Consider the following 24,667-nt stretch of genomic DNA (forward strand, 5'->3'; position numbering starts at 1 on the left):
TTAGGCTTCGCCGCGTGCGCGCAGGTCAGCGAGCACGGAATCGATGCCGTTCTTGTCGATCAGGCGCAGGCCGGCGTTCGAGACGCGCAGGCGCACCCAGCGGTTTTCGCTCTCTACCCAGAACCGGCGGTTTTGCAGGTTCGGCAGGAAGCGACGCTTGGTCTTGTTGTTGGCGTGGGAAACGTTGTTGCCGCTCATCGGCGCTTTCCCAGTTACTTGGCATACGCGTGCCATGAGAGCACTCCTAATACGCTAAATTCGGGGTTCGATCGCCGATGAAGGTTCCATCGTACCGCCACGTGATCCATGGCTGCACTCAGAACGCCGAAGCCCTTACAGACAAGGCCCTTCGATGGCTAGAACTGGTTGGAAAAAAGACAGACGATGATTCTAGCAGAAAAAGTTCAGAAAAATCAAACCCAATTTCGCTTCATCGTCGCGGCGCCCCAGGGCGGGTCGCCGGGCCACAGTCTACAGCCAACCGGCGCGCGCGAACGAAAATGTATCGGCGGTGCCGACGACCACGTGATCGAGCAGCTTCGCGTCGATGAGCGCGAGCGCCTCGTTAAGCACGCGAGTCAGCCGCCGGTCCTCGGCGCTCGGCTGCACCGCGCCGGACGGGTGATTGTGCGCGATGATCAGCGCGGCGGCATTCAGCACGAGCGCGCGCCGCACGATCTCGCGCGGATAGACGGCCATCCGCGTCAGCGAGCCACGGGCGCTTTCTTCCACGTCGATGAGGCCGTGGCGGGCGTCCAGGTACAGCGTGACGAACACCTCGTGCGGACGCGTGCCGATCCTGAGCCGCAGATAGTCCTCGACCGCGCCGGGCGAGTCGATCTGCAGCCGCTCGCGCGCTTTTTCGACCAGCGCGCGCCGCACGATCTCGGTCACGGCGATCAGCACCGCCGAGCGGGCCGTGCCGATGCCCGGGTGCATGGCGAACACGTCCGGCTCCGCATCGAGCATGTCGCGCAGCGAGTCGCCGAACCGGGCGAGCAGCGCGCGGGCGCTGGCGAATACATCGCGGCCGCCACCACCGGTGCCGAGCAGCAGCGCGATCAGCTCCGCGTCGGTCAGCGCGGCCGGCCCGCGTTCCAGCAACCGCTCGCGCGGCAGATGCGGCTTCCAGTTTCGCGGGCGGCGCTTGCGCGGCCGGGCCGCGCCCGTGTGGCGGGCTGGAGCGGCCGGGGCATCGACGGTGTCGCGACATTCGGTCGCCGGGGCGGCGAGGCAGGGTGACAGCATGAGCGAAACTCCATTGGCGGCGGGCGTGGATGCGACGTCGTCGCACTTTCAGCCTTGCGCGCTCAGGTGACTTACAATATTGGCTTTGCGCCGGGCCTTTCGGCCAGTTCGGGCGCCGACGAACACGAGTCATTCATGAGCCTCATCGATCTATCCGAAGTGAAGCCCGGTTCCCATGTCACGCTGCATTACCGGCTTGCACTGGCCGACGGCGCCGACATCGTCAACACCTTCTCCGACAAGCCCGCCACGCTGCTGCTCGGCGCGGGGCAACTGGCGCCCTCGCTGGAACAGATTCTGCTCGGGCTGCGGGTCGGCGACCATTCGACTTTTCAGCTAACGCCCGAGCAGGGGTTCGGTCCCCGCAATCCCGACATGCTCCAGCGCGTGACGCTGTCGACGCTGCGCGAGAACGGGATGGTCGGCGACGATTTCACGCCGGGCGAGCTGATCGAGTTCAACGCGCCGGACGGCGGCCGCTATGCAGGGGTGCTGAAGGAAGTCAGCGAAACCTCGGCGCTGTTCGACTTCAATCATCCGCTCGCGGGCCAGGCGCTCACGTTCGAAGTGAAAATCATCGGAATCCTGTAATCATGAGTACCACCGATACGCTGTCCGGGCAGACCGTCGCCGCCGATGCCGAAATCCTGCTGGCCCAGCCGCGCGGTTTCTGCGCAGGAGTCGACCGCGCCATCGAGATCGTCGAGCGCGCGATCGCGATGCACGGTGCGCCGATCTACGTCCGTCACGAGATCGTCCACAACAAGTACGTGGTCGAGGATCTGAAGAAGAAGGGCGCGATCTTCGTCGAGGAACTCGAGGAAGTGCCGGCCGGCAACACCGTGATCTTCAGCGCGCACGGCGTGTCGAAAGCCGTGCGCGACGAGGCGGACGTGCGCGGGCTGCGCATTTACGACGCAACCTGCCCGCTCGTCACGAAGGTGCACGTCGAAGTGGCCAAGATGCGCCAGGACGGCGTCGACATCGTGATGATCGGCCACAAGGGCCATCCGGAAGTCGAGGGCACGATGGGGCAGGTCGAGCGCGGCATGCATCTCGTCGAAAGCGTCGAGGACGTGCAGAAGCTCGAGCTCGCCGATCCCGAGCGCATCGCGCTCGTCACGCAGACGACGCTGTCCGTCGACGACGCGGCCGAGATCATCGGCGCGCTGAAGTCGAAGTATCCGAAGATCCGCGAGCCGAAGAAGCAGGACATCTGCTACGCGACGCAGAATCGCCAGGATGCGGTGAAGTTCATGGCGCCGCAATGCGACGTCGTGATCGTCGTCGGCAGCCCGAACAGCTCGAATTCGAGCCGCCTGCGCGAAGTGGCCGAGAAGCGCGGCGTGGCCGCGTACATGGTCGACGCACCCGACCAGATCGATCCCGCATGGGTCGCAGGCAAGCGCCGCATCGGCGTGACGGCCGGCGCATCGGCGCCCGAAGTGCTCGCCCAGGCCGTGATCGCGCGGCTGCGCGAGCTCGGCGTGCGCAACGTCCGCGCCCTCGACGGCATCGAGGAAAACGTGTCGTTTCCGCTGCCGCGCGGCCTGAACCTGCCGCCCGCCGTCTGATTGCCGCATCGCACTCGCGGTACTCCAAAAGCGCGCCTCCGGGCGCGCTTTTTTTGCGTCATGAAAAACGAGATCGCAACCATTATTCACATTAATAGTGCAACCCGGTTGCTATCCCCGCGCTTAACCGTCTCTCAAAATTGGTTGCAATGCAGGAAAACCCCATCGAATCAGGAATATTGGCGTCCTGTAAATGGAGTTACAATGCGCCCGTTTTCAGGCCGGAATGGCTTTGAAATCGGGTTTTGGGAAGGCGCGGGAGACCTATTCGATGCATGTGAGGTTGGCTTACGCCAGGTTCGTCGCCGCACCGGTTGCAATGCTTGCCGGTCGCAGCAAAAAGAGCGACGACGGGGCGGGTGGGGAGGCTGCGGCATACGCAGTACCGGCGAGCAGCGACGTGCACGCTGCCGGAACCGGTCGTGCGACGCCGGCGGCGTGCCGCATCGCGCAATCGGACGGTGACAAGGATAACGGGGCACGTTTGGCGATCGAGGATTTCAACGCGCAGGGCCCGAAGATCGGCATGCATTCGGCACGGCGGGCAGCACTCGCCGGCAGCGCTGCGGCCAACCGGGCGACGGGCACGTGGTTCGCCCGACAACGAGCCGCCGACCGTGATGCGGCGGCAGCAGGGCGCGTCATACGACGGACGCCCGGGTTTCGGGGCAACGCAGGCGGCGTGCAGATGTCACTGATCCCCTTTCATTTCGATTCGACGAAACAGCGTGTCGCCGCGAGCCGCGGCGCGGCGGGCGGCACGCTTCGTTTCACGAATTCCGACGCAGTCCTGACGAAAGTCGGGCACCACCTTCGCGATGCCCGTTCGGGCGCCGCGCGGGCGGCGGCGGACGGCCGGCTTGCCAAACAGGCGACGGCGTCCGGCATCGGAGCGCAAATCCTTGGCGACAATGGCATGTGCGCCGTCAAGGTGGTCGAGCCCGCGGGCGACGCGGCGCGGAACCTGATCTGCCCGGACGCGGGGTTCGCCCCGGCCCGGACGGAAAAAGGCGTGGACTTCGGTAAACCGGAGGCCGGCCGTTTCGGCACGCTGCCCTACGACTTCAAGGAGGCCAAGTACACCGTCCTCGATGTCGTGACGATTTAGCGACAGGACTCTTGATGGCACCGGAACAGTGCGGTGCTGTTTTTGTATCCGCTCCGGCGGCAGGTCCGGCCGTACAGGCCGGGCGGCGCGCGCCGGGACGATCCACCCTTACCGGTATCGACTAGTACCCGCAGTGTCGCCGAGAAGGCGCGATTCCTCGCTTACCCGCGGGGCGCAACGTCCTCCGGCAGCATGGGCCAAGGAGCTTTAAATGGATATTTTCGTCCAGCAGGTTCTCAACGGGCTGGTGCTCGGCAGTGTGTACGCCATCATCGCGTTGGGCTACACGATGGTGTACGGCATTCTCGGCATCATCAACTTCGCGCACGGCGACGTGCTGATGATCGGCGCGATGGTTGCGCTGTCGGCCATCACCGTGCTGCAGAACCACTTTCCCGGACTCGGCAACGTCGCGACGCTGACGATTGGCCTGGGCATTGCGGCGGTCGTGTGTGCGTTCGTCGGTTTCGCGATCGAGCGCGTCGCGTACCGGCCGCTGCGCCGCGCGCCGCGCCTCGCACCGCTGATCACCGCGATCGGCGTGTCGATCCTGCTGCAGACGGCCGCGATGATCATCTGGTCGCGCAACCCGCTGCCGTTCCCGCAATTGCTGCCGACCGACCCGATCAACGTGATCAAGGCGACCGACACGACGCCTGGCGCCGTGATCTCGGTCACTGAAATCGTGATCATCGCGGTGGCGTTCATCGTGATGGGCGGCCTGCTGCTGCTCGTGCACAAGACCAAGCTCGGCCGCGCGATGCGCGCAATCGCCGAAAGCCCGAATACGGCAAGCCTGATGGGCGTGAACCCGAACTTCGTGATTTCCGCGACGTTCATGATCGGCTCCGCGCTCGCCGCGCTGGCCGGCGTGATGATCGCGTCCGAATACGGCAACGTGCACTTCTACATGGGCTTCATTCCCGGCATGAAGGCGTTCACGGCGGCGGTGCTCGGCGGGATCGGCAACCTTGGCGGCGCGATGGTGGGCGGTGTGCTGCTCGGCCTGATCGAGCAGCTCGGTGCCGGCTACATCGGCAACCTCACGGGCGGCGTATTCGGCAGTAACTACCAGGACGTGTTCGCCTTCATCGTGCTGATCATCGTGCTGGTGTTCCGTCCGTCGGGCCTGCTGGGCGAACGTGTCGCGGATCGCGCGTAACGGAAGGGGAGCAAACAACATGACATCCATTCAACCGATCGAATCCTCGACGTCGCTCGTCGAAGAGCGCAACACCACCAAGACCGTCATCATCGGCATCCTGACCGCGGCCTTCGTGATCGCGGCGCCGATCATCATCGGCTCGGCCGGCGGCAACTACTGGGTCCGCGTGCTCGACTTCGCGATGCTGTACGTGATGCTCGCGCTGGGTCTGAACGTGGTGGTCGGCTTCGCCGGCCTGCTCGACCTGGGCTACATCGCGTTCTACGCGGTGGGCGCGTACACGGCGGCGCTGCTGAGCTCGCCGCACCTGACCTCGCAGTTCGAGTGGATCGCGGCGCTCGCGCCGAACGGGCTGCACATCCCGTTCCTGCTCATCGTGCCGATCGCGATGGCGCTGGCGGCCACCTTCGGGATCCTGCTCGGTGCACCGACGCTGCGCCTGCGCGGCGACTACCTGGCGATCGTGACGCTCGGCTTCGGTGAAATCGTCCGGATCTTCATGAACAACCTCGACCGTCCGGTGAACATCACCAACGGCCCGAAGGGGATCACGGGCATCGATCCGGTGCACGTCGGCGGCTTCAACCTGTCGCAAACGCACACGCTGTTCGGTTTCCAGCTGCCGTCGGTGTACATGTACTACTACCTGTTCGTGCTCTGCTCGCTGCTGGTGATCTGGGTCTGTACGCGCCTGCAGCACTCGCGTATCGGCCGCGCGTGGGCGGCGATCCGCGAAGACGAGATCGCGGCGAAGGCGATGGGCATCAACACCCGTAACGTGAAACTGCTCGCGTTCGCGATGGGCGCATCGTTCGGTGGCCTGTCGGGCGCGATGTTCGGTTCGTTCCAGGGCTTCGTGTCGCCGGAATCGTTCACGTTCTGGGAATCGATCGTCGTGCTCGCCTGCGTCGTGCTCGGCGGCATGGGCCACATCCCGGGCGTGATCCTGGGCGCGGTGCTGCTCGCGATCTTCCCGGAATTCCTGCGCTCGACGATGAGCCCGTTGCAGCATGCGCTGTTCGGTCATGACATCGTCGATACGGAAGTGATCCGCCAGGCGCTGTACGGCCTCGCGATGGTGATCATCATGCTGTACCGCTCGGAAGGCCTGTGGCCCGCGCCGAAGCATGAGGACAAGATCGCGAAACTGGCGAAGCGCGCCAGCAAGAAGCCGGTGCGCGCTTAACCTACGGACACAGGGGATACACACATGAGCGACAAGCAAATCCGACTGTCCGTGCAGGGCGTGAACAAACGCTTCGGCGGGCTGCAGGCACTGTCCGATGTCGGCCTGCAGATCAAGGAAGGCGAGATCTACGGCCTGATCGGCCCGAACGGCGCCGGCAAGACGACGTTCTTCAACGTGATCACGGGCCTCTACACGCCGGACTCCGGCGAGTTCAAGCTCGATGGCACGGAATACAAGCCGACCGCGGTGCACCAGGTCGCGAAGACGGGCATCGCGCGCACGTTCCAGAACATCCGCCTGTTCGGCGGGATGACCGCACTCGAGAACGTGATGGTGGGCCGCCACGTGCGCACCAAGCACGGGCTGCTGGGCGCGGTGTTCCAGACGCCGGCCGAGCGCAAGGAAGAGCGCGAGATCAAGGAACGTGCGATCGAGCTGCTCGAATACGTCGGCGTGCTGCAGTACGCGGACTATACGTCGCGCAACCTGTCGTACGGCCACCAGCGCCGTCTCGAGATCGCGCGCGCCCTTGCCACCGACCCGAAGCTGCTCGCGCTCGACGAGCCGGCGGCCGGGATGAACGCGACCGAGAAGGTCGAACTCACGCGCCTGCTCGACAAGATCCGTTCGGACGGCCGCACGATCCTCTTGATCGAGCACGACGTGAAGCTCGTGATGGGTCTGTGCAACCGGATGACGGTGCTCGATTACGGCAAGGTGATCGCCGAGGGTCTGCCGCAGGACGTGCAGAAGAATCCGAAGGTGATTGAGGCATATCTCGGCGCAGGGGTGCACTGATGGCAGCGGCAATGTTGAAAATCAAGGGCTTGCAGGTCAACTACGGCGGCATCCAGGCCGTCAAGGGCGTTGACATGGAAGTCCGCCAGGGCGAGCTCGTGACGCTGATCGGCGCGAACGGTGCCGGCAAGACCACGACGATGAAGGCGATCACGGGTCTGAAGCCGTATTCGGCGGGCGACATCGAGTACAACGGCAAGTCGATCAAGGGCGTGCCGTCGCACGAGTTGCTCAAGCGCGGCCTCGCGATGGTGCCGGAAGGCCGCGGGATCTTCGCGCGGATGTCGATCATCGAGAACATGCAGATGGGCGCGTACCTGCGCAACGACAACGAGCAGATCAAGAAGGACGTCGACCGGATGTTCGGCTTCTTTCCGCGCCTGAAGGAGCGTGCGACGCAGCTCGCGGGCACGCTGTCGGGCGGCGAGCAGCAGATGCTGGCGATGTCGCGCGCGATTCTGTCCAAGCCGAAGCTGCTGCTGCTCGACGAGCCGTCGATGGGCCTGTCGCCGATCATGGTCGAGAAGATCTTCGAAGTGGTGCGCGAGATCTCGAAGGAGGGCATCACGGTGCTGCTGGTCGAGCAGAACGCGCGCCTCGCGCTGCAGGCGGCCGACCGCGGCTACGTGATGGACTCGGGCACGGTCACGATGGAAGGCGATGCGAAGCAGATGCTCGACGATCCGAAGGTGCGGGCCGCGTATCTGGGTGAATGAGCGGGCCCGGGCGACGCGGCGGCGGATGCCGGCGTGTCGCGCCAGGGTTTTCGAAAGGCTGTCACGGGATCTCGTGACAGCCTTTTTTTCGTGCGGCGCGCCCGACGGCGAACTGTGCGCGCGGATGCGACTCCATTCATTCGATAGTGACACCGGCCATCTGCTACGGGCCGTCCGCAACCGGCCGTCCGCAAACCGACACGCGGGCTGCGTAGCATGGTCGAACCATCGGGACACGGAGAGCACGCATGAGTCTGGACTACGGTTTCGTGAAGGCGAAGGTGACGTCGGTGGCGAAGCTCAAGGGCTCGCCGCACGGCAGCGAGATCCAGTATCACATTCACCTGACGCTCGCGTTGCCGGCGGGCGACTGGGACGTCGCGATCAACGTCGGCACCAACGACGCGGACGACCTGCTGAACTACAAGCTCGTCTACGATTTCCATCATCCGGTCACGGCGACGCTCGCGGCCGCGGCCGAAGGCTATACGGATCTCACCGGGCAAACGGCGCTGCCGGCGCTCGACTATCTGCGCAGCGACATCCTGAACGAGACGGGCGCATGGCGTGCCAGCGCCGTCATGGATGGCACCGAGAGCGCGGAGCCGATTCCGTCGCTGCTGCGGCTCGTCAACGCCGCGCAGTCGCAGGGGCTCGACGTCGTCGTGTTCGGCCGCACGTATGCGCAAGGCAACGGCATCCACGACACGCACATGAACCAGGGTTCGACGGGCTCGAACTACCTGCACCGCGCGGGCAACGACCACAACGATCACAACGACGTGTGGCAGGACGGCGCGTTGATCGTGCGCGTGAGCGATACGCAATGGGCCGCGTATTTCGCGGCATTCGAGAAGCAGGCCGTGCCGACCGACGCGCTCGGCAATCCGCTGCCGGACGCGGGGCCGATCACGCGCTGAGGCGGGCGGCTGCCGGTGTCGTCAGGCGGCCGGCAGCGTCTTGCCGAACGAGATGCGTTCCTCGACGCGATAGCCGAGCGCCGCATAGAAGCGGCACGCATCGTCGTTGCCGGGCAGCACCTGGAGATTGATCTTCAGGCAGCCGCGCGCGGCGAGCGCGCGTTCCGCATGCGCGATCAGCGCGCGGCCGATGCCGAGTCGCCGCGCGTCGTTCGACACACCGAACGAGTAGAGCCAGCCGCGATGTCCGTCGAAACCCGCCATCAGCGTGCCGACCACCCGCGCGCCGCAGGTCGCGACGAAGAACAGCTCCGGCTGCGTCGCGAGCTTCAGCGCGATCGATCGCAGCGGATCGCGGTGCGGCGGCGCGCCGGCTTCGTCGTACTGCGGGAATGCGTCGCGCCAGACGGCAAGCACGGCATCGGTGTCGGCGCGTTCGAACGGGCGGATGGCGACAGCATCGGCGGCGGCATCCATCGCGGCGGTCTCCTTAGAGCGTGTCGAGGATCGACCGCAGCATCGCCATCATCTGGTCGATTTCCTCGGTCGTCACGGTCAGCGCGGGCATGAAGCGCAGCAGGTTCGGGCGCGCCGCGTTCAGCAGCAGGCCGTCGGGCTGCATGTCGCGCGCCTTCTCGACGATCTGCGGGCCGATGTCCTTGCCGAGCAGCAGCGCGCGCAGCAGGCCTTCGCCGCGTTCGCCCTCGAAGCCGCGCTCTTCCGACAGTTCGAGCAGCTTGCGCTTCAGGTATTCGCCGCGCGCCCGCACGCCTTCGAGGAAGCCGGGGGCGACGAGTTGCGAGATCACCGAATAGCCGGCCGCCGTCATCAGCGGGTTGCCGTTGTACGTGCCGCCCTGGTCGCCGGCCTCGAATACCGCGACGTCGGCCTTCGACAGCAGCGCCGCGAGCGGCACGCCGCTGCCGATACCCTTGCCGAGCGTCATGATGTCCGGCTCGATGTCGGACAGCTCGTACGCGAACAGCGTGCCCGCGCGACCGCAGCCGCTCTGCACTTCGTCGACGATCAGCAGCAGGTTGTGCTGCTTCGTCAGCGCGCGCAGCTCGCGCATGAACTCGCGCGTCGCCGGAATCACGCCGCCTTCGCCCTGGATCGGCTCGAGCATCACCGCGACGGTCTTGTCGGTGATCAGCTTCTCGACCGAGTTGATGTTGTTCAGCTCGGCCTTCGGGAAGCCCGGCACCTGCGGCGCGTAGATCGTGTCCCAGCCCGGCTTGCCGCTGGCCGACATCGTCGCGAGCGTGCGGCCGTGGAAGCTGTGGTCGAACGTGATGATCTCGTACGCGCCGTTCCTGAACTTGCGGCCCCACTTGCGGGCGAGCTTGATCGCGCCTTCGTTGGCCTCGGCGCCGCTGTTCGTGAAGAACACCTTGTCGAATACGCTGTGCTGCGTGAGCAGCGCCGCGAGCTTCGCCATCGGCTCGTTGTAGAACGCCGGCGACGGGTTCAGCAGCTTTTCCGCCTGGCTCTTCAGCGCGTCGACCACGCCATCGTTGCAGTGGCCGAGGCTGTTGACGGCCCAACCCTGGATGAAGTCCAGATAGCGCTTGCCCGTGTGATCGTAGAGCCACGAACCCTTGCCGTGCGTAAACACGATGTCGGGGCGGTTCGTGATGTACATCAGCGAGTCGATCGGGTAATCGTTCAGGGGCATGGCAGCAGACTCCAGCGGGCGTTGAAAGGGAAACGGGCAATAAAAAAGCCACGGAAGGCCGTGGCTGGTGGATCGAACAGCTTGTGCGTAACCGGTGAAGCGGAGGAGGGTTACGCGCGAGTCCGTGACGAGCCGGCGGCATCCGGGCGGAGCGGCGAGCGGCGACGTCGGAGAGCGGACAGGAAGCGGTTCATGTGCGCAAGCATAAGGCATCCCGCGCCCCACTGTAAACCGCCGCGATGCCACGGATGTGACACGGCGGTGCGCAGCGGGAAGCGCGGGCGCGCCCGGTGCTCAGACCGGATGCGCGAGATCGGCGGCGCTCGTGAACGAGTCCGCGTAGAACTCGTCGGCCGGCAGCGCGTGGTGTTGCGTGAAGTCGCGCTGCGCGGATTCGACCATCACCGGCGCGCCGCATGCGTACACCTGATAGCCCGACAGATCGGGCAGATCTTCGATCACCGCGCGGTGGACGAAGCCGGTGCGGCCGGTCCACTGGTCGGCGTCGTCCGGCTCGGACAGCACCGGCACGTACTTGAAGTTCGGGATCTCGCGCGCCCATTGCTCGGCGAGTTCGGCGAGGTAGATGTCCTTCTTGCGGCGCGCGCCCCAGTAGAGCGTCATCGGGCGCGTGATGCCCGTGTGCTTCACGTGCTCGATGATCGCCTTGATCGGCGCGAAGCCGGTGCCCGACGCGAGCAGCACGATCGGCTTGTCGGAATCCTCGCGCAGGAAGAACGTGCCGAGCGGGCCTTCGAAGCGCAGGATGTCGCGCTCCTTCATCGCGCCGAACACGTGGTCGGTGAACTTCCCGCCCGGCATGTGGCGGATGTGCAGCTCGACCGGGCCTTCCTCGTGCGGCGCGTTCGCCATCGAGTAGCTGCGGCGCGAGCCGTCCTTCAGGATGAACTCGACGTACTGGCCCGCGAGGTATTGCAGGCGTTCGTTGGCGGGCAGCTGCAGCTTCACGACCATCACGTCGTCGGCACGGCGCTCGAGCGCGGCGATTCGGCACGGCAGCTTCTTCACCTGCACGCCGTCGACGCCGGCGATCTCACGCACGTCGATCTCGAGGTCGCATTGCGCCTTCGAGCAGCACAGCAGCGCGAGGCCGCGCGTGCGCTCGTCGTTGGACAGCGCGGACGCGGCGTGCGGGCCCTGTTCGATCTGGCCCGACACGATCTGGCCCTTGCAGGAGCCGCACGCGCCGTTCTTGCACCCGTACGGCAGATGGACGTTCTGGCGCAGCGCCGCCGCCAGCACGGTTTCGTCCGACTCGACCTGGAACTGCCGGCCGCTTTGCTTGAGAGTAACGTTGAATGCCATAGAACCAAATAGAACAAAATGTGGGAACCGTGCGTGTCGCGCACGGCAGCTACAATGCAAACCCGTTGCGCGCCGCGCAACGGTGGCTACTGATTTCGCAACCAACATGATCGCGACTCGAATCCTGCGCCGCCCGCGCGCCTTGATCGTCGGCTGCGGCGACGTCGGCCTGCGCTGCGTCGCGCAATGGCGCGCCGCACGCCGCGACCTGCGCATCGTCGCGCTGACGAGCCATCCGGGCCGCTGCGACGAATTGCGCGCGGCAGGCGCGACGCCGATCGTCGGCAACCTCGATCGCCGGGCGACGCTCGGACGGATCGCCGGGCTCGCCCGCACGATCCTGCATCTCGCGCCGCCGCAATCCGACGGCAGCGACGATCGCCGCACCCGTGCGCTGATCGCCGCATTGTCCGTGCCTGCGCGGCGACCCGCCGCACCGTCAGTGTCCGCGGTCGGCCGGCTTCGCACGCTGCGCGCGGCGACCCGACAGGCCGGCGCGCCCGGTCGGGCAGCGCGTATTGTACCCGACGCCCTTCGCGCACCGACGCTCGTCTACGCCAGCACGACGGGCGTCTACGGCGATTGCGGCGGGGCGCGGATCGACGAAACGCAGCCGCTGCGCCCGGCGAATCCGCGCGCGTTCCGGCGCGTGTCGGCCGAGCGTCAGCTGCGGGCGGCGACGGTGCGCGGCGCACTGTCCGCGCGCATCGTGCGCATTCCCGGCATCTACGCGGCGAACCGGCTGCCGCTCGCGCGGCTCGAGCGCGGCACGCCGGCGCTCGACGCGGCCGACGACGTCTACACGAATCACATCCACGCGGACGATCTCGCGACGATCCTGCGCCGCGCGGCCGTGCGCGGCAAGCCGGCGCGTGCCGTGCACGCGTCGGACGACAGCGAATTGCGGATGGGAGAGTATTTCGACCGGGTCGCGCGGGTGTTCGGCCTGCCGCCGCCGCCGCGCATCAGCCGCGCGAACGCCGAGCATCAGCTCGAGCCGACGCTGCTGTCGTTCATGCGCGAATCGCGGCGCCTGTCCAATGCACGCCTCAAGACCGAATTGTGCGTGACGTTGCGCTACCCGACCGTAGACGAATTCCTTCAAACGCTCGCGCCGCGCGACGCGTCAGGTCAGCGCCGGTAACGCCTCGATCAGCAGGAAGCACAGCAACGCGCCGATCAGCGCGCCGATCAGGTTCGGATGATATTTGTGCTTCCTGTGCATCGTGGCCAGCAGTGCGCCGATCACGATGGCGCCCACGACCGCGAACGCGATCATCACGTACGACAGTTCCAACGAATGATTGATGTTCATGATGTCTCCCCCTGCATCGCTGCTCGTACAGCTTGTGATTTCAGTATAGCGGGGGATCATGCGGCCGCGATGCGGCCGGACACCGAACGGTCGTGCGGATTTTCCCTTAGAGGGTTTTGACGGAATCGCGCAGCGCTGACAGGTCGCCTTCCCCGAGCCAGCGCCACGCGCCGGGCGCCAGGTCGTCCGGCAGCGTGAAGCCGCCGATGCTTTCGCGGTGCAGCGCCTCGACGCGATTGCTCGCCGCGGCGACCATGCGTTTCACCTGATGATATTTGCCTTCGAGGACGGTCAGCGCGAGCGCGTGCGTGTCGCGCGCATGGGCGGCGACCGCCGCGATCGGCTTCGGCTCGCCGTGGAGCTGCACGCCGGCGCGCAGCGCGTTCAGCTGGGTGTCGTCGAGCGGGTGGCGCACGGTCGCGACGTAGGTCTTCGGCACCTTGCGCTTGGGCGACGTGTAGGCGTGCACGAACTGGCCGTCGTCGGACAGCAGCAGCAGGCCCGTCGTGTCCTGGTCCAGGCGGCCGACGCACTGCACGCCGCGTGCGACGAGCGGCGCGGGCAGCAGGCTGAACACGCTCGCGTGGTGTTGCGGATCCCGCGAACACTCGTAGCCGGCCGGCTTGTTGAGCGCGAGATACGCGCGGGCGTGGAACGGCCATGCGGTGTCGTCGACCGTGAATACGAGGCCGTCGGTGTCGAACGACGCGTCGGGGTCGGTCGCGCTCGCGCCCGCGACGGAGACGCGGCCCGCGTCGATCAGGCCGCGGCACTGGCGGCGCGAGCCGAAGCCCTGCGTGTAGAGAATGCTTTCGAGATCCATAGCGCGCGCATTCTATCAAGCGGCGTGCCGGCACCGGCACGAACGCGCTCGCGCTGGTAAGCTCCCGGAGCGCTGCGCGCGTTCATTCTTCACGGAAAGTCCATGCCATTCGATTCGCTGCTGTTCGGCCGGCAGGCCGCCGCCATCGTGCTGGCCGCAACGGTTTCGTCGGCCGCATTCGCGCATGCGCACGTCGCGAGCAGCGACCCGGCGGCGAACGCGGCGCTGGCCGCCGCGCCGGCCGCGGTCACGATCGCGTTCACCGAGCCGCTGGAGCCGGCATTCAGCTCGATCGTCGTCGTCGACGGCGCAGGCAAGCCGGTGTCCGACGGCCAGGCGAAGGTCGACGCCGCGAACCGCAAGCGCATGACGGTGCCGCTCACCGCGCTCGGCGCGGGCACCTATACGGTGAAATGGGTGGCCGTCGCGGCCGACGGACATCGCACGCAAGGGATGTATGGCTTCAGCGTGAAGTAGTGCCACTGTGACGGCAGGCCCGTGCCAGGGCTGCCGTCGTCTTCATCCGACACGGAGGTTGCCGCATGAATCCAACGACGCTCGATGCACTCGCCGATTTTCCCCGCCAGCTCGAAGCCCATTTCGCCGCCGTGCCCGACGGCTACGCGCGCTGGACTCCCGACGACTGGAGCGGAATCCCGAGCGAGCACTTCTCGCCGCTCGGGCAGCTCTGCCACGTGCGCGACATCGAGATCGACGGCTATCACGTGCGGCTGCGGCGAATGCTCGAAGAAGATCATCCGCTGCTCGTGTCGGTCGACGGCGACGCGCTTGCGATCGAACGCCGCTACGACGCCGCCTACGCATCCGATGTGCTCGCGGCGATTCGCGACGCCCGGCGCGAGACGCTCGACCTCGTGGCGCGCGTCACGCCCGCGCAGTTCGCCCGCACCGGCGAGTTCGAAGGCTACGGCGCGCTGACCGTGCGCGGCCTCCTGCACTACCTGTGCAGCCACGACCAGCAGCATCTGGCCGGCATGCAGTGGCTGCTCGGCAAGATCGACGCGGTGCTGTACGCACGCTGACGCGTGCGGCCCGGTGGCCGGGCATCGTGTCGCGCCGGGCAGATCGAGCGGCCGCTGTCGGTGCGGCAGCCCACCATTCCGGCCGAATGATTGGATCGTTTTTCTGGATAATTCATCCAGCCGTGCCCGGCTGACCGTCGCGGCGTGCGTGCCTACACTCCTAGCTTCATTCAACGCTAAAAGGAGTCAACCGTGGCGACTCACACGCTCGCAGACAAGGTCGTCCTGATCGCAGGCGGCGCCAAGAATCTCGGTGGCCTGATCGCCCGGGACCTGGCCGGCCACGGCGCGAAGGCGGTGGCGATTCACTACAACAGCGCGGCGTCGCAGGCGCAGGCCGAAGAGACGGCTGCCGCGGTGCGCGCGGCCGGCGCACAAGCCGCGACGTTCCAGGCCGACCTGACGACCGCCGCCGCGGTCGAGAAGCTGTTCGACGACGCGAAGCAGCGCTTCGGCAAGATCGACATCGCGATCAATACCGTCGGCAAGGTGCTGAAGAAGCCGTTCACCGAAATCTCCGAGGCCGAATACGACGAGATGTTCGCGGTGAACAGCAAGTCGGCGTTCTTCTTCATCAAGGAGGCAGGGCGGCACCTCGAGGATCACGGCAAGCTCGTCACGCTCGTGACGTCGCTGCTCGGTGCGTTCACGCCGTTCTATGCGGCCTACGAAGGGTCGAAGGCGCCGGTCGAGCACTTCACGCGCGCCGCGTCGAAGGAGTACGGCGCGCGCGGCATCTCGGTGACGGCGGTCGGGCCGGGTCCGATGGACACGCCGTTCTTCTATCCGGCCGAAGGCGCCGACGCGGTCGCGTATCACAAGACGGCGGCCGCGCTGTCGCCGTTCAGCAAGACGGGCCTCACCGACATCGAGGACGTCGTGCCGTTCATCCGCCATCTCGTGACCGACGGCTGGTGGATCACCGGCCAGACGATCCTGATCAACGGCGGCTATACGACCAAGTAACGGGCCGCGCCGGCGGTCGTCGCGTGCGCGCGGCGACCCGCAATGGACCGTTTGCATGGACAATGGACGGGCGCGCGGGCACGAAGCCGCGCGCCCGCTTTTCCTGTGCCGCCGCACTCGGCCGCGCCATGCGACGGTGCCGGCGACGGTCGTCCGACCCTACGTTTTGCTCCGATGGACAAGCTGGACCAGGTCAGAATCTTCCTTCAGGTTGCCGAGATGGGCAGCTTCATCAAGGCCGCGCATGCGCTCGACGTGCCGCGCGCGACCGTGTCGGCTGCTGTCCAGCAGCTCGAGACGGCGCTCGGCACGCGCCTGTTGCACCGTACGACGCGGCAGGTCCAGCTGACCGCCGACGGCGCGCTGCTGCTCGAGCGCGGCCGGCGCCTGCTCGCGGAAGCCGACGAACTCGACCGGCTGTTCCGGCGTCGCGATCGCGACGTGATCGGGCGGCTGAACGTCGATGCGCCGAGCCGGATCGCGCGCCGCGTGATCGCGCCGGCACTGCCGTCGCTGTTTCGCCGCTACCCGAAGCTGCAACTGTCGCTCGGCTCGACGGACCGCACGATCGATCTCGTGCAGGAGGGCGTCGACTGCGCGATCCGGGTCGGACGGCTCGCGGACAGCAGCCTCGTCGTGCGGCCGCTCGGGCAGTTCGCGCTGATCAACTGCGCGAGCCCCGACTATCTGCGCGAATGCGGCGTGCCCGAGCATCCGGATGCGCTCGCGCACGGACACTGGGCGATCGGCTATGCGTCGCCGACGACCGGGCGCGAACTCGGCTGGGAATACTGCGCGGCCGGCGGGCAGCACACGCTGGCGCTGCCGAGCCGCGTGATCGTCAACAACGCCGAAACCTATATCGCGAGCTGCATCGCCGGGATGGGGCTGATCCAGATTCCGCGCTTCGATGTCGTGCACCTGCTCGACAGCGGTGCGCTGGTCGAGGTGATGCCGGGCCATCGCGCCGCGCCGATGGACGTGTCGGCCGTGTATCCGCATCGCCGGCACCGGTCGCGGCGGCTCAACGCGTTCATCGAGTGGTTCGGGGAGTTGATGGCGAATGCGCTGAGCGACACGGGCGCGCCTGCGCGCGGCGACTGAAAAGGGCGCCGCGCTCGCCTGCGCCGACCGAGATCGGCAGCCTTCGACGGGTGCTGCGGCCGCGGCGTGCGGGTTCAGCCGGGCCGCGCGGCGAACTGCCGGCTGCGCCCGGTGGCCCGCACCGCGTCGATCAGCGCGGCTGCCGCACCGTCGGGCTTCGACGCGAACGCATGAAAGCGCGCGGCCGGCAGCGCCGGCAGGCCGTCGTCGGGCCCGCATGCGCGCAGGCCGTCGCGCAACTGGCTGCGCGCGAGCGCCGTGACCGCGAAGCCGGCGAGCGCGGCCGATACGCACCCGGCCATGCTGCCGCTTTCGAACAGCACGCGAAACGGCCGCAGCGCGGCGGCGAGCGCGGACACCGCGGCTTCCCGATACACGCACGGCTCCGGGAAAAGCGCGAGCGGCACGTCACCTTCGGCGTCGAGCGCCGTATCCGACGCGAACGCCCACACGAGCGGTTCTTCCCACAGCAGTTCGCCCGCTGCGTCGACCTGCCGGCATTGCTTGCCGAACACGACGTCGAGCCGGCCCAGCGCTTGCTCGCGCAACAGCGATGCGGTGATCCCGACCTTCAGCTCGATCGACGTGCGCGGATGGTTGTCGCGGAACGTGCGCAATACCTGCGGCAGCCACGTGCCCGCGAAGTCCTCCGACGCGCCGACGCGCAGCCGGCCATGCGCGGGCGCGCCGCGCAGCCGGGCACGCACCTCGCGCTCCATGTCGACGATGTTGCGCGCGTACGCGTACAGCGTGTCGCCGGCCGGCGTGAGCGCGACGCGGCGCGTGGTGCGCGCGAGCAGCACCGTGCCGGCCGCTTGCTCGAGCCGCTTGATGTGGCCGCTGACCGCGGACGGCGTCAGCGCGAGGCGCTCCGCGGCTGGCGCGAAGCCGCGGCTGTCGACGACTTCGAGGAAGGTGCGCAACAGCGCGATGTCGAGCGCGGTCGATGCGCGATCGGTCGGTTCCATAGGTCGATTCAACGCGATATTCAAAGAATGGATCATGATACGCCGCGAATCATGATGAGAGGCGGCTCTACCATCGACCTTCAAACCGACCCACCGGAGTGCACGATGACCGCTTATCGATTTGCGACGACCGCGTCGCTCGAACTCGCCTATCTCGAATGGAATCCGCGCGGCGAACGCGTGGCCGTGTTGCTGCACGGCTGGCCGGACAGCCCGGTCGGCTGGGAGACGGTGGCGCAAACGCTGGCTGTCCGCGGCTACCGCGTACTGGCGCCTGCGCTGCGCGGCTTCGCGCCGACCCGTTTTCGCGACGCCACGGTGCCGCGCAGCGGCCAGCTCGCGGCGCTCGGGCGCGACGTGCTGGAATTCGTCGACGTGCTCGGCCTTAAGCGGCCCGTGCTGGTCGGACACGACTGGGGCGCCCGCGCGGTCGCGAACGCATGCGGGCTGCACGACGGCGTCGCGTCGCACCTGGTGATGCTGTCGGTCGGCTACGGCACCAACGATCCCGCGCAGCCGCTGTCGCTGCAGCAGGCGCGCAATTACTGGTATCACTGGTTCATGGCGACGCCGCGCGGCGAGCAGGCGTTGCGCGACGACCGACGCGCGTTCGCGCGCCTGATGTGGGATACCTGGTCGCCGCCAGGCTGGTATCGCGATGCGGAATTCGACGCGGCTGCCACGGCGTTCGACGGGCCCGACTGGGTCGACGTCGTGCTGCATTCGTACCGGCAGCGGTGGGGCTTCGCGCCCGGCACGCCGGCCTATGCGGACGACGACGCGCGGCTGAACCCGGCGCCGCGGCTGTCGGTGCCGACGCTCGTGCTGCATGGCGGCGCGGATGCCTGCAATCACCCGGACGGCTCGGCCGGGCGCGAGCGGTTCTTCACGGGGCGTTACGCGCGACAGGTGCTGGACAGGGTGGGGCACTTTCCGCAGCGGGAGGCGCCGGCGGCGGTCGCGGAGGCAATCCTCGGGTTCTGCGAGCGAGACTGACGCGCGCCGGCCGGCCCGGCGCGCGGCGCGATCAGCTGCCGACGCGGGGCGCGAGCAGGTCGGCGAGTCCGATGTTGCGGAACATCTCCCGGCGAATGCGATCGCCGACGCGGAACACTTCCTCCGCGCCGTCCTGCGACGGATCGACGAACACGCGGTACGGGCGCTTGCCTGACGGCGCGGCGACGATGTCGACGATCGCCGTCGCGACGGTGGCGGCATCGGCGTCCGCGGGCTCGAGTGCGGCGAGGCCTTGCAACGCCTGCTCGGCGACCCTCGCGTAGGGGCCGTCGTCGTACGCGGCCTGCACCGCCGTGTCGGCCGGCTTGCCCGCGTGGGCGAAGTGATTCGTGCCGTGGGTGAACGCGCCCGGCACGACGATCGAGGTTTCGATGCCCCAGCGCGCAAGCTCGGCCGCATAGGACACCGCGAGCGAATCCATCGCCGCCTTCGCGGCGAAGTAAGGTGCGAGGAACGGCGGCGTGCCGCCGCGCGCCGACGAGGACGACACCCACACCAGCAGGCCGCGGCCCCGGCTGCGCAGGTGCGGCAGCACGGCCCGGTTCACGCGCTGCGTCGACACGACGTTGATGTCGTAGAGCTGCGCCAGCTGATCGGGCGTGAACGCTTCTGCCGGGCCGAACACCATGTGGCCGGCATTGTGGACGACGACGTCGAGGCGGCCGTTGTCCGCGATCACGCGCTCGATCGCGGCGGCGACGGATGCGTTGTCGCCGACGTCGAGTTCGACGGTGCGCAGGTCGACGCCGTGCTCGCGTGCGTAGTCGGCGATGGCGGCGACGCGCGGCGCATTGCGGCCGGCGCTCTCGCGCATCGACGCGTAGACCGTATGGCCGGCGCGGGCGAGTGCCTGGGCCGTCAGCAGGCCGAAGCCGCTGGACGCACCGGTGACGAGAATGACTTCCTTCATGATCGATCTCCTGCAAGCGGGTGGGGGCGGGCCGTGGCGGGCGGCCCTTGTGCGGTGTGCGCGGTTCCTGCGTCGGTCAGCACATGCCGCCGTTGGCGCGCAGGATCTGGCCGTTGACCCACGCGCCGTCGGGGCCGGCGAGGAACGCGACGACGCCGGCGATGTCCGCGGACTGGCCCAGCCGCTCGAGCGGGTTCATCTTCGCCAGGCGATCGACCTGCTCGGGGCTCTTGCCCTGCAGGAACAGCTCGGTCGCGACCGGCCCCGGCGCGACGGCGTTCACGCTGATGCCGCGGCCGCGCATTTCCTGCGCGAGGACCTGCGTCAGTCCCTCGACGGCTGCCTTGGTCGCGACGTACACGCCGTAGGTGGGCAGACGCACGCCGACCATCGTCGACGACAGGTTGACGATGCGGCCGCCGCTGCGCACGCGCTTTGCCGCCTCGCGGCTGACGTTGAAGGTGCCTTTGAGGTTGATCGCGACGGTCTGGTCGAACGTGGTGTCGTCGTAGTCGGCGATCGCCCCGAGCTTCATGACACCCGCGCTGTTGACGACCACATCGATGCGCCCGAACGCCTGCTCGGCCGCATCGAACAGCGCGGTCACGGCCGCCGGGTCGGCGATGTCCGCCTGTGCCGCGATGGCCTCGCCGCCGTCGGCGGCGATCGCGTCGACCACTTCGCGCGCCGGGCCGGCGCCACCGGCGTAGTTCACGACGACCCGGAAGCCGTCCCGGGCGAGGCGGCGAGCGATTTCCGCGCCGATGCCGCGCGACGAGCCCGTGACGAGGGCGACCTGTTTCGATGCGTTCATGTCCTGCTCCTTGGTTCGTGAGGGCCGGGCGATCCGGCGACAGGACTAATGTAGGCTTCCTCGATAAATAAAAATAATGAATAATGATCAGATCAAGAATGACTGAAAGTATGTCTCATGGCGTTCGACAGCAGGCTCCTCAGCGGTATCGGTGTGCTCTCGGCGGTGATCGAGGCCGGTACCTTCGCGCGCGCGGGCGAGGCGATGGGGTTGACGCAGCCGGCGGTGAGCCGCGCGGTCGCGCGGCTGGAAGAGCGCGTCGGCATCCGGATCTTCAACCGGACGGCGCGCGCGATCACGTTGACCGACGAAGGGCGGCGCTTCTACGAGGCGGTCGCGCCGCTGCTGGCCGGCATCGAGGAGGCGGCGGTCGACGCCGGCCGTTCCCGGGCGCGCGTCAGGGGACGGCTGCGGGTCAACGTGGACGGCACCTTCGGCCACTACGTGCTGGCGCCGAGGATGGCCGAATTCCTCGACCGTTTCCCCGAGCTGTCCGTCGAGATCAGCGTGCGCGACCGGATGGGTGACCTCGTCGCCGACGGGTTCGACGTGGCGGTGCGTTTCGGCATTCCGGAGCCGTCGTCATACCGTGCGCGGCTGCTGCTGGAGACGCACGTGCTCACCTGCGCGTCGGCGGCCTATGTCGCGCGTCACGGCGAGCCGCGGCACCCGCGGGACCTCGCGGACGGCCACCGCTGCGTGCTGATTCGCGATCCGGTGACGGGCCGGCCGTACGGATGGGAATTCCATCGCGGCGACGAGGTGGTGCCGTTCGACGCCACCGGCCGGCTGACGGTGAACGATACGGGGGCGCTGCTCGGCGCATGCGTTGGCGGAGAGGGCGTTGCGCAGCTGCTGGAACTCTATGCGAGGGACATCCTTGCCGAAGGGCGGCTGGTGCAGCTGCTGCCGGAATGGGCGGACGAGACATTCCCGCTCTATGCGTATCACCACGCGTCGAATCTCGTTTCCGCCAAGGTGCGCGTGTTTCTCGACTTCGTGCGGGAATTGACGGGCTGAGCGTGTACGGCGCAAGGCGGCCGGTCATTCGGTGCGATGCGGGATGTTGTCGGGGAAGGGATAGGGCGCATGCGGCCCAGGCCAGTCGGGCACGGGCGGTGCGGTCAGCACGTCGCATCCGCCGAGCGCGAGGACGAGCACCGCCGCGAGCGCGCCGCGGCAGAGCGCGGATGACATCGTGCGCATCGACATGGCCTGCCTCCGTGCCGCGCATTCATCATGATGCTTGGACCGCCGGAGGGCGGCACGCGTTGCGGCGTACGGCCGAAAAACAAAAAACCCGCGAAGCAGCGAGCTTGCGCGGGTTTCGAGTGCAGCGCATGACGCTGCGAAATGCTGGTGCCCAGGGCCGGAATCGAACCGGCACGCCTTGCGGCGGGGGATTTTGAGTCCCCTGCGTCTACCAATTTCACCACCTGGGCTTTTTGATCCTGGCCGCGCTGCAGTTGCGCGCGGCGAACTGCGGATTATGGCGGAAAACGGGGCGCGGGGCAAGCCGCGCGGCGAGCCGTTCGCGCGTTACTGGCTCAGGTAGACGAACCGGCCCTGCTTGACGATCCCCATCACGCTCGCGCGCTGGTCGAGTCCCACATGATCCTTGTCGCTCGTATTGACGACGCCGTTCGGCACGACGAGCTCGTTCGCGCGTTCGAGTTCGCGTCTCAGCGCCGCGCGGAAGGCCGGCGTGCCGGGCTGCGCGGTTTTCAGCGCGCGGCCGACCGCATCCGCCAGGCGCGGGTACACGCCGGCCGCGTCGCCCGCGAACTGCGTGACGGTGCCGGCACCGTATTTCGCTTCGTACGCGTCGACGAACGCGAGCGCCGCCTTGCGGGCAGGATGATCGGCCGGCAGCGTGCGCGCAACGACGACCGGCTGCGTCGGGAACAGCGTCCCGTCGACGTCCTTGCCACCGAGCTTGATGAATTCCGGCGTCGCGATCCCGTGCGTCTGATAGATCGCGCCCTTATAGCCGCGCTCGATCAGCGTGCGTTGCGGCAGCACGGCCGGCGTGCCCGAGCCCGCGACCAGGATCGCATCGGGCTTCGCCGCGATCAGCTTCAGCGCCTGGCCGGTGACGCTCGCGTCGGTGCGGTTGAAGCGCTCGGTCGCGATCACGCGAATCTTGCGCACTTGCGCGAAGCGCGTGAATTCATTCAGCCAGCTGTCGCCATAGCTGTCCGCGAAGCCGATGAAGCCGACGGTCTTCACGCCGTGATTGGCCATATAGCGCGTCATCACGTCGGCCATCGCGCTGTCGCTCTGCGCCATCTTGAACGCCCAGGTCCGCGCGCCTTCTTGCGGCTCGACGATCGCGCCGGAGCCGACCAGCGTGATCATCGGCGTCTGGGCGGCCGCCACCGCGTCGAGCGCAGCGAGCGCGGCCGGCGTGATGTTCGGCCCGACCACGACGTCGACGTGATCCTCGTCGACCAGCTTGCGGATGTTGCGCACGGCAGTGCCCGGGTCCGACGCATCGTCGAGCACCGTCACCTGCACCGGCTGCCCGGCGATCGTCTTCGGCCACATCAGGATCGCGTTCTTGCTGGTGATGCCGATCGCGGCGGCCGGGCCGGTCGACGACAGGTCGACGCCGACCTTCAGGTCGGCATGCGCGGCCGTGCAGCCGAGCACGAGGGCGGCGCCGGCGGCGCGGCGCAACAGGGCGGGAAGCGTCATGCGGGAATCTCCGTCGGGCAACAAAAAGGGGCGCGATATGCGCCCCTGTGGTTATACACGTACACGTCGCTTCAAGAAAACGCCGGCCGCCCCAAGGTGTTCTGGATCCCCGCGGGGCGCCTGGCGCGAAGCGACAGGCGTGGGGGCGCTGGTCAAAGCTCGTACGAGTCGGCTTCGCCCTTGAGCGCCTGCTCGATCAGCTTGCGGTTCAGCGTCGGCGACAGCAGCTCGACGAGCGTATACACATAGCTGCGCAGGTAGGCGCCGTGCTTGAGCGCGACGCGCGTCACGTTGCTGCCGAACAGGTGGCCGACCGGAATCAACCGCAGGTTGCGGTCGCGCTCCGGGTTGAACGCGATGTCGGCCATGATCCCGACGCCGAGGCCGAGCTCGACATAGGTCTTGATCACGTCGGCGTCGATCGCCTCGAGCACGATGTCCGGCGACAACCCGCGCAGCGCGAACGCATGGTTGATCTTCTTGCGGCCCGCGAACGCATCGTCGTACGTGATCAGCGGGTACTGCGCGAGATCGTCCAGCGTGACCGGCTTGCGTTCGAGCAGCGGGTGATCGGCCGGCACCACGGCCGCGTGATGCCACTGGAAGCAGGGCAGCGACACGAGTTCCTTGTAGTCGGCGATCGCCTCGGTCGCGATCGCGAGATCGGCCTGGTCGTGGATCACCATCTCGGCCACCTGCGTCGGGCTGCCCTGCAGGATCGACAGGTGCACCTTCGGGAAGCGCTTCTTGAACTCGGCGATCGCGGCCGGCAGCGAGTAGCGGGCCTGCGTGTGGGTGGCGGCGATCGTCAGGTTGCCCTGATCCTGCGCCGCATAATCTTTTCCGACCCTTTTCAGGCTTTCAACTTCCTGCAGGATCCGCTCGACCGACGCGAGGATGATCCTGCCCGGCTCGGTGAGCGAGCGCACGCGCTTGCCGTGCCGCGTGAAGATCTCCACCCCGAGCTCGTCCTCGAGCTCGATGATCGCCTTCGATACCCCCGGTTGCGACGTGAAGAGGGCCTTGGCGGCCTCGGTGAGGTTGAAATTCTGCCGGACGGCCTCGCGCACGAAGCGAAATTGGTGCAGGTTCATTTATAACCCTTTCGCATATCAACAGAATTTTTTAGTCGTTTGAAATATAAGGCGAGTTTATTACGATTCACCGGAGTTTTTCAAATATGGATATCTGTTTTCGTCATTAGCAATCCAGCCGGGCAGCGGAAGGCCGCCGGCGGTGGCGGCGGAACGGAGATTCGGGCGCGACGTGGCTAGGACGTCGCGCGGTCACC

Annotated in this window: 28 protein-coding genes and 1 tRNA gene; 15 read left to right on the top strand and 14 right to left on the bottom strand. The window is 67.3% G+C overall.

All coding sequences use genetic code 11. The features are described from left to right. Window positions 1-234 (bottom strand): 50S ribosomal protein L28, encoded by a 234-nt coding sequence (gene rpmB / locus ACVK00_RS15030; protein ID WP_004186391.1) that lies wholly within the window; start codon window positions 232-234, stop codon window positions 1-3. A gap of 237 nt (window positions 235-471) precedes the next feature. Continuing rightward, window positions 472-1,248, bottom strand: coding sequence for a RadC family protein (gene radC / locus ACVK00_RS15035; protein WP_228905331.1), 777 nt, complete (start codon window positions 1,246-1,248; stop codon window positions 472-474). Between the two features lie 135 nt (window positions 1,249-1,383). Here radC and ACVK00_RS15040 point away from each other — a divergent pair, with 135 nt between their 5' ends. The 8 genes from ACVK00_RS15040 (at window position 1,384) to ACVK00_RS15075 (ending at window position 8,718) form a co-directional block, all read left to right on the top strand. Then, entirely contained in the window at window positions 1,384-1,839 is a 456-nt protein-coding gene (locus ACVK00_RS15040; protein WP_006757321.1) for an FKBP-type peptidyl-prolyl cis-trans isomerase, read from the top strand. Window positions 1,840-1,841: 2 nt separating this feature from the next. Beyond that, window positions 1,842-2,822: a 4-hydroxy-3-methylbut-2-enyl diphosphate reductase gene (ispH, locus tag ACVK00_RS15045; RefSeq protein ID WP_006750051.1), complete on the top strand. Its 981-nt coding sequence runs from the start codon at window positions 1,842-1,844 to the stop codon at window positions 2,820-2,822. Between the two features lie 271 nt (window positions 2,823-3,093). Next, complete coding sequence (locus tag ACVK00_RS15050) at window positions 3,094-3,930, top strand: type 1 periplasmic-binding domain-containing protein (protein WP_284897773.1); 837 nt, start codon at window positions 3,094-3,096, stop codon at window positions 3,928-3,930. Window positions 3,931-4,141: 211 nt separating this feature from the next. Then, on the top strand, window positions 4,142-5,092 hold the full coding sequence (locus ACVK00_RS15055) for a branched-chain amino acid ABC transporter permease (RefSeq protein ID WP_006757318.1): 951 nt from the start codon (window positions 4,142-4,144) through the stop codon (window positions 5,090-5,092). A gap of 19 nt (window positions 5,093-5,111) precedes the next feature. Continuing rightward, on the top strand, window positions 5,112-6,281 hold the full coding sequence (locus ACVK00_RS15060; protein ID WP_166722887.1) for an ABC transporter permease subunit: 1,170 nt from the start codon (window positions 5,112-5,114) through the stop codon (window positions 6,279-6,281). 24 nt (window positions 6,282-6,305) lie between these two features. Continuing rightward, window positions 6,306-7,082 (top strand): ABC transporter ATP-binding protein, encoded by a 777-nt coding sequence (locus tag ACVK00_RS15065; protein ID WP_228905329.1) that lies wholly within the window; start codon window positions 6,306-6,308, stop codon window positions 7,080-7,082. Further along, window positions 7,082-7,798, top strand: coding sequence for an ABC transporter ATP-binding protein (locus ACVK00_RS15070; RefSeq protein WP_354122850.1), 717 nt, complete (start codon window positions 7,082-7,084; stop codon window positions 7,796-7,798). The genes ACVK00_RS15065 and ACVK00_RS15070 overlap by 1 nt, the downstream gene beginning before the upstream one ends. Before the next feature lie 248 nt (window positions 7,799-8,046). Continuing rightward, entirely contained in the window at window positions 8,047-8,718 is a 672-nt protein-coding gene (locus ACVK00_RS15075; protein ID WP_284896564.1) for a DUF2278 family protein, read from the top strand. A gap of 21 nt (window positions 8,719-8,739) precedes the next feature. Here ACVK00_RS15075 and ACVK00_RS15080 read toward each other — a convergent pair whose 3' ends face one another. The 3 genes from ACVK00_RS15080 to ACVK00_RS15090 all read right to left on the bottom strand — a co-directional run bounded on the left by ACVK00_RS15080 (window position 8,740) and on the right by ACVK00_RS15090 (window position 11,719). Further along, complete coding sequence (locus tag ACVK00_RS15080; protein ID WP_228905325.1) at window positions 8,740-9,195, bottom strand: GNAT family acetyltransferase; 456 nt, start codon at window positions 9,193-9,195, stop codon at window positions 8,740-8,742. A 13-nt stretch (window positions 9,196-9,208) separates the two neighbouring features. Next, window positions 9,209-10,393, bottom strand: a complete 1,185-nt coding sequence (locus ACVK00_RS15085; RefSeq protein WP_228905323.1) for an acetylornithine transaminase — start codon at window positions 10,391-10,393, stop codon at window positions 9,209-9,211. 294 nt (window positions 10,394-10,687) lie between these two features. After that, the gene (locus ACVK00_RS15090; protein WP_284896561.1) at window positions 10,688-11,719 is read right to left on the bottom strand and encodes a CDP-6-deoxy-delta-3,4-glucoseen reductase; all 1,032 of its coding nucleotides are present in this window, start codon (window positions 11,717-11,719) and stop codon (window positions 10,688-10,690) included. 106 nt (window positions 11,720-11,825) lie between these two features. Here ACVK00_RS15090 and ACVK00_RS15095 point away from each other — a divergent pair, with 106 nt between their 5' ends. Continuing rightward, window positions 11,826-12,863, top strand: coding sequence for an NAD-dependent epimerase/dehydratase family protein (locus ACVK00_RS15095; RefSeq protein WP_284896559.1), 1,038 nt, complete (start codon window positions 11,826-11,828; stop codon window positions 12,861-12,863). Here ACVK00_RS15095 and ACVK00_RS15100 read toward each other — a convergent pair. After that, window positions 12,846-13,034, bottom strand: coding sequence for a hypothetical protein (locus tag ACVK00_RS15100; protein WP_166722891.1), 189 nt, complete (start codon window positions 13,032-13,034; stop codon window positions 12,846-12,848). The genes ACVK00_RS15095 and ACVK00_RS15100 overlap by 18 nt on opposite strands. A 106-nt stretch (window positions 13,035-13,140) precedes the next feature. Then, window positions 13,141-13,857, bottom strand: coding sequence for a pseudouridine synthase (locus tag ACVK00_RS15105; RefSeq protein WP_284896557.1), 717 nt, complete (start codon window positions 13,855-13,857; stop codon window positions 13,141-13,143). A gap of 102 nt (window positions 13,858-13,959) precedes the next feature. On the opposite strand from ACVK00_RS15105, the gene copC reads away from it, so the two are divergent. The 4 genes from copC (at window position 13,960) to ACVK00_RS15125 (ending at window position 16,970) form a co-directional block, all read left to right on the top strand. After that, complete coding sequence (gene copC, locus ACVK00_RS15110) at window positions 13,960-14,334, top strand: copper homeostasis periplasmic binding protein CopC (RefSeq protein WP_284896554.1); 375 nt, start codon at window positions 13,960-13,962, stop codon at window positions 14,332-14,334. Between the two features lie 65 nt (window positions 14,335-14,399). After that, window positions 14,400-14,900 (top strand): DinB family protein, encoded by a 501-nt coding sequence (locus tag ACVK00_RS15115; protein WP_284896552.1) that lies wholly within the window; start codon window positions 14,400-14,402, stop codon window positions 14,898-14,900. Window positions 14,901-15,092: 192 nt separating this feature from the next. Further along, window positions 15,093-15,866, top strand: a complete 774-nt coding sequence (locus ACVK00_RS15120; RefSeq protein ID WP_027785181.1) for an SDR family oxidoreductase — start codon at window positions 15,093-15,095, stop codon at window positions 15,864-15,866. Between the two features lie 174 nt (window positions 15,867-16,040). Then, complete coding sequence (locus tag ACVK00_RS15125; protein ID WP_284896542.1) at window positions 16,041-16,970, top strand: LysR family transcriptional regulator; 930 nt, start codon at window positions 16,041-16,043, stop codon at window positions 16,968-16,970. A 74-nt stretch (window positions 16,971-17,044) separates the two neighbouring features. Here ACVK00_RS15125 and ACVK00_RS15130 read toward each other — a convergent pair whose 3' ends face one another. Beyond that, window positions 17,045-17,938, bottom strand: a complete 894-nt coding sequence (locus tag ACVK00_RS15130; protein WP_284896539.1) for a LysR family transcriptional regulator — start codon at window positions 17,936-17,938, stop codon at window positions 17,045-17,047. 105 nt (window positions 17,939-18,043) lie between these two features. Between ACVK00_RS15130 and ACVK00_RS15135 the strand changes: the two genes are divergently transcribed. Then, window positions 18,044-18,934: an alpha/beta fold hydrolase gene (locus ACVK00_RS15135; RefSeq protein ID WP_284896536.1), complete on the top strand. Its 891-nt coding sequence runs from the start codon at window positions 18,044-18,046 to the stop codon at window positions 18,932-18,934. A gap of 31 nt (window positions 18,935-18,965) precedes the next feature. Here the strand turns inward: ACVK00_RS15135 and ACVK00_RS15140 are convergent, their stop codons facing one another. After that, window positions 18,966-19,865, bottom strand: coding sequence for an SDR family oxidoreductase (locus tag ACVK00_RS15140; RefSeq protein WP_284896533.1), 900 nt, complete (start codon window positions 19,863-19,865; stop codon window positions 18,966-18,968). Between the two features lie 76 nt (window positions 19,866-19,941). After that, window positions 19,942-20,679, bottom strand: a complete 738-nt coding sequence (locus ACVK00_RS15145; RefSeq protein ID WP_284896531.1) for an SDR family oxidoreductase — start codon at window positions 20,677-20,679, stop codon at window positions 19,942-19,944. A gap of 117 nt (window positions 20,680-20,796) precedes the next feature. On the opposite strand from ACVK00_RS15145, the gene ACVK00_RS15150 reads away from it, so the two are divergent. Next, window positions 20,797-21,699: a LysR family transcriptional regulator gene (locus ACVK00_RS15150; RefSeq protein WP_006750030.1), complete on the top strand. Its 903-nt coding sequence runs from the start codon at window positions 20,797-20,799 to the stop codon at window positions 21,697-21,699. Between the two features lie 24 nt (window positions 21,700-21,723). Here the strand turns inward: ACVK00_RS15150 and ACVK00_RS15155 are convergent, their stop codons facing one another. The 4 genes from ACVK00_RS15155 to ACVK00_RS15170 all read right to left on the bottom strand — a co-directional run bounded on the left by ACVK00_RS15155 (window position 21,724) and on the right by ACVK00_RS15170 (window position 24,470). Further along, window positions 21,724-21,891: a hypothetical protein gene (locus ACVK00_RS15155; RefSeq protein ID WP_228905297.1), complete on the bottom strand. Its 168-nt coding sequence runs from the start codon at window positions 21,889-21,891 to the stop codon at window positions 21,724-21,726. Window positions 21,892-22,036: 145 nt separating this feature from the next. Further along, window positions 22,037-22,121 (bottom strand) — tRNA-Leu (locus tag ACVK00_RS15160). Window positions 22,122-22,218: 97 nt separating this feature from the next. Beyond that, window positions 22,219-23,376 (bottom strand): ABC transporter substrate-binding protein, encoded by a 1,158-nt coding sequence (locus ACVK00_RS15165; protein WP_354122848.1) that lies wholly within the window; start codon window positions 23,374-23,376, stop codon window positions 22,219-22,221. 152 nt (window positions 23,377-23,528) lie between these two features. Continuing rightward, the gene (locus ACVK00_RS15170) at window positions 23,529-24,470 is read right to left on the bottom strand and encodes a CysB family HTH-type transcriptional regulator (RefSeq protein ID WP_284896524.1); all 942 of its coding nucleotides are present in this window, start codon (window positions 24,468-24,470) and stop codon (window positions 23,529-23,531) included. Window positions 24,471-24,667 lie beyond the last annotated feature (197 nt).

It is taken from the genome of Burkholderia sp. PvR073 (assembly GCF_054055695.1).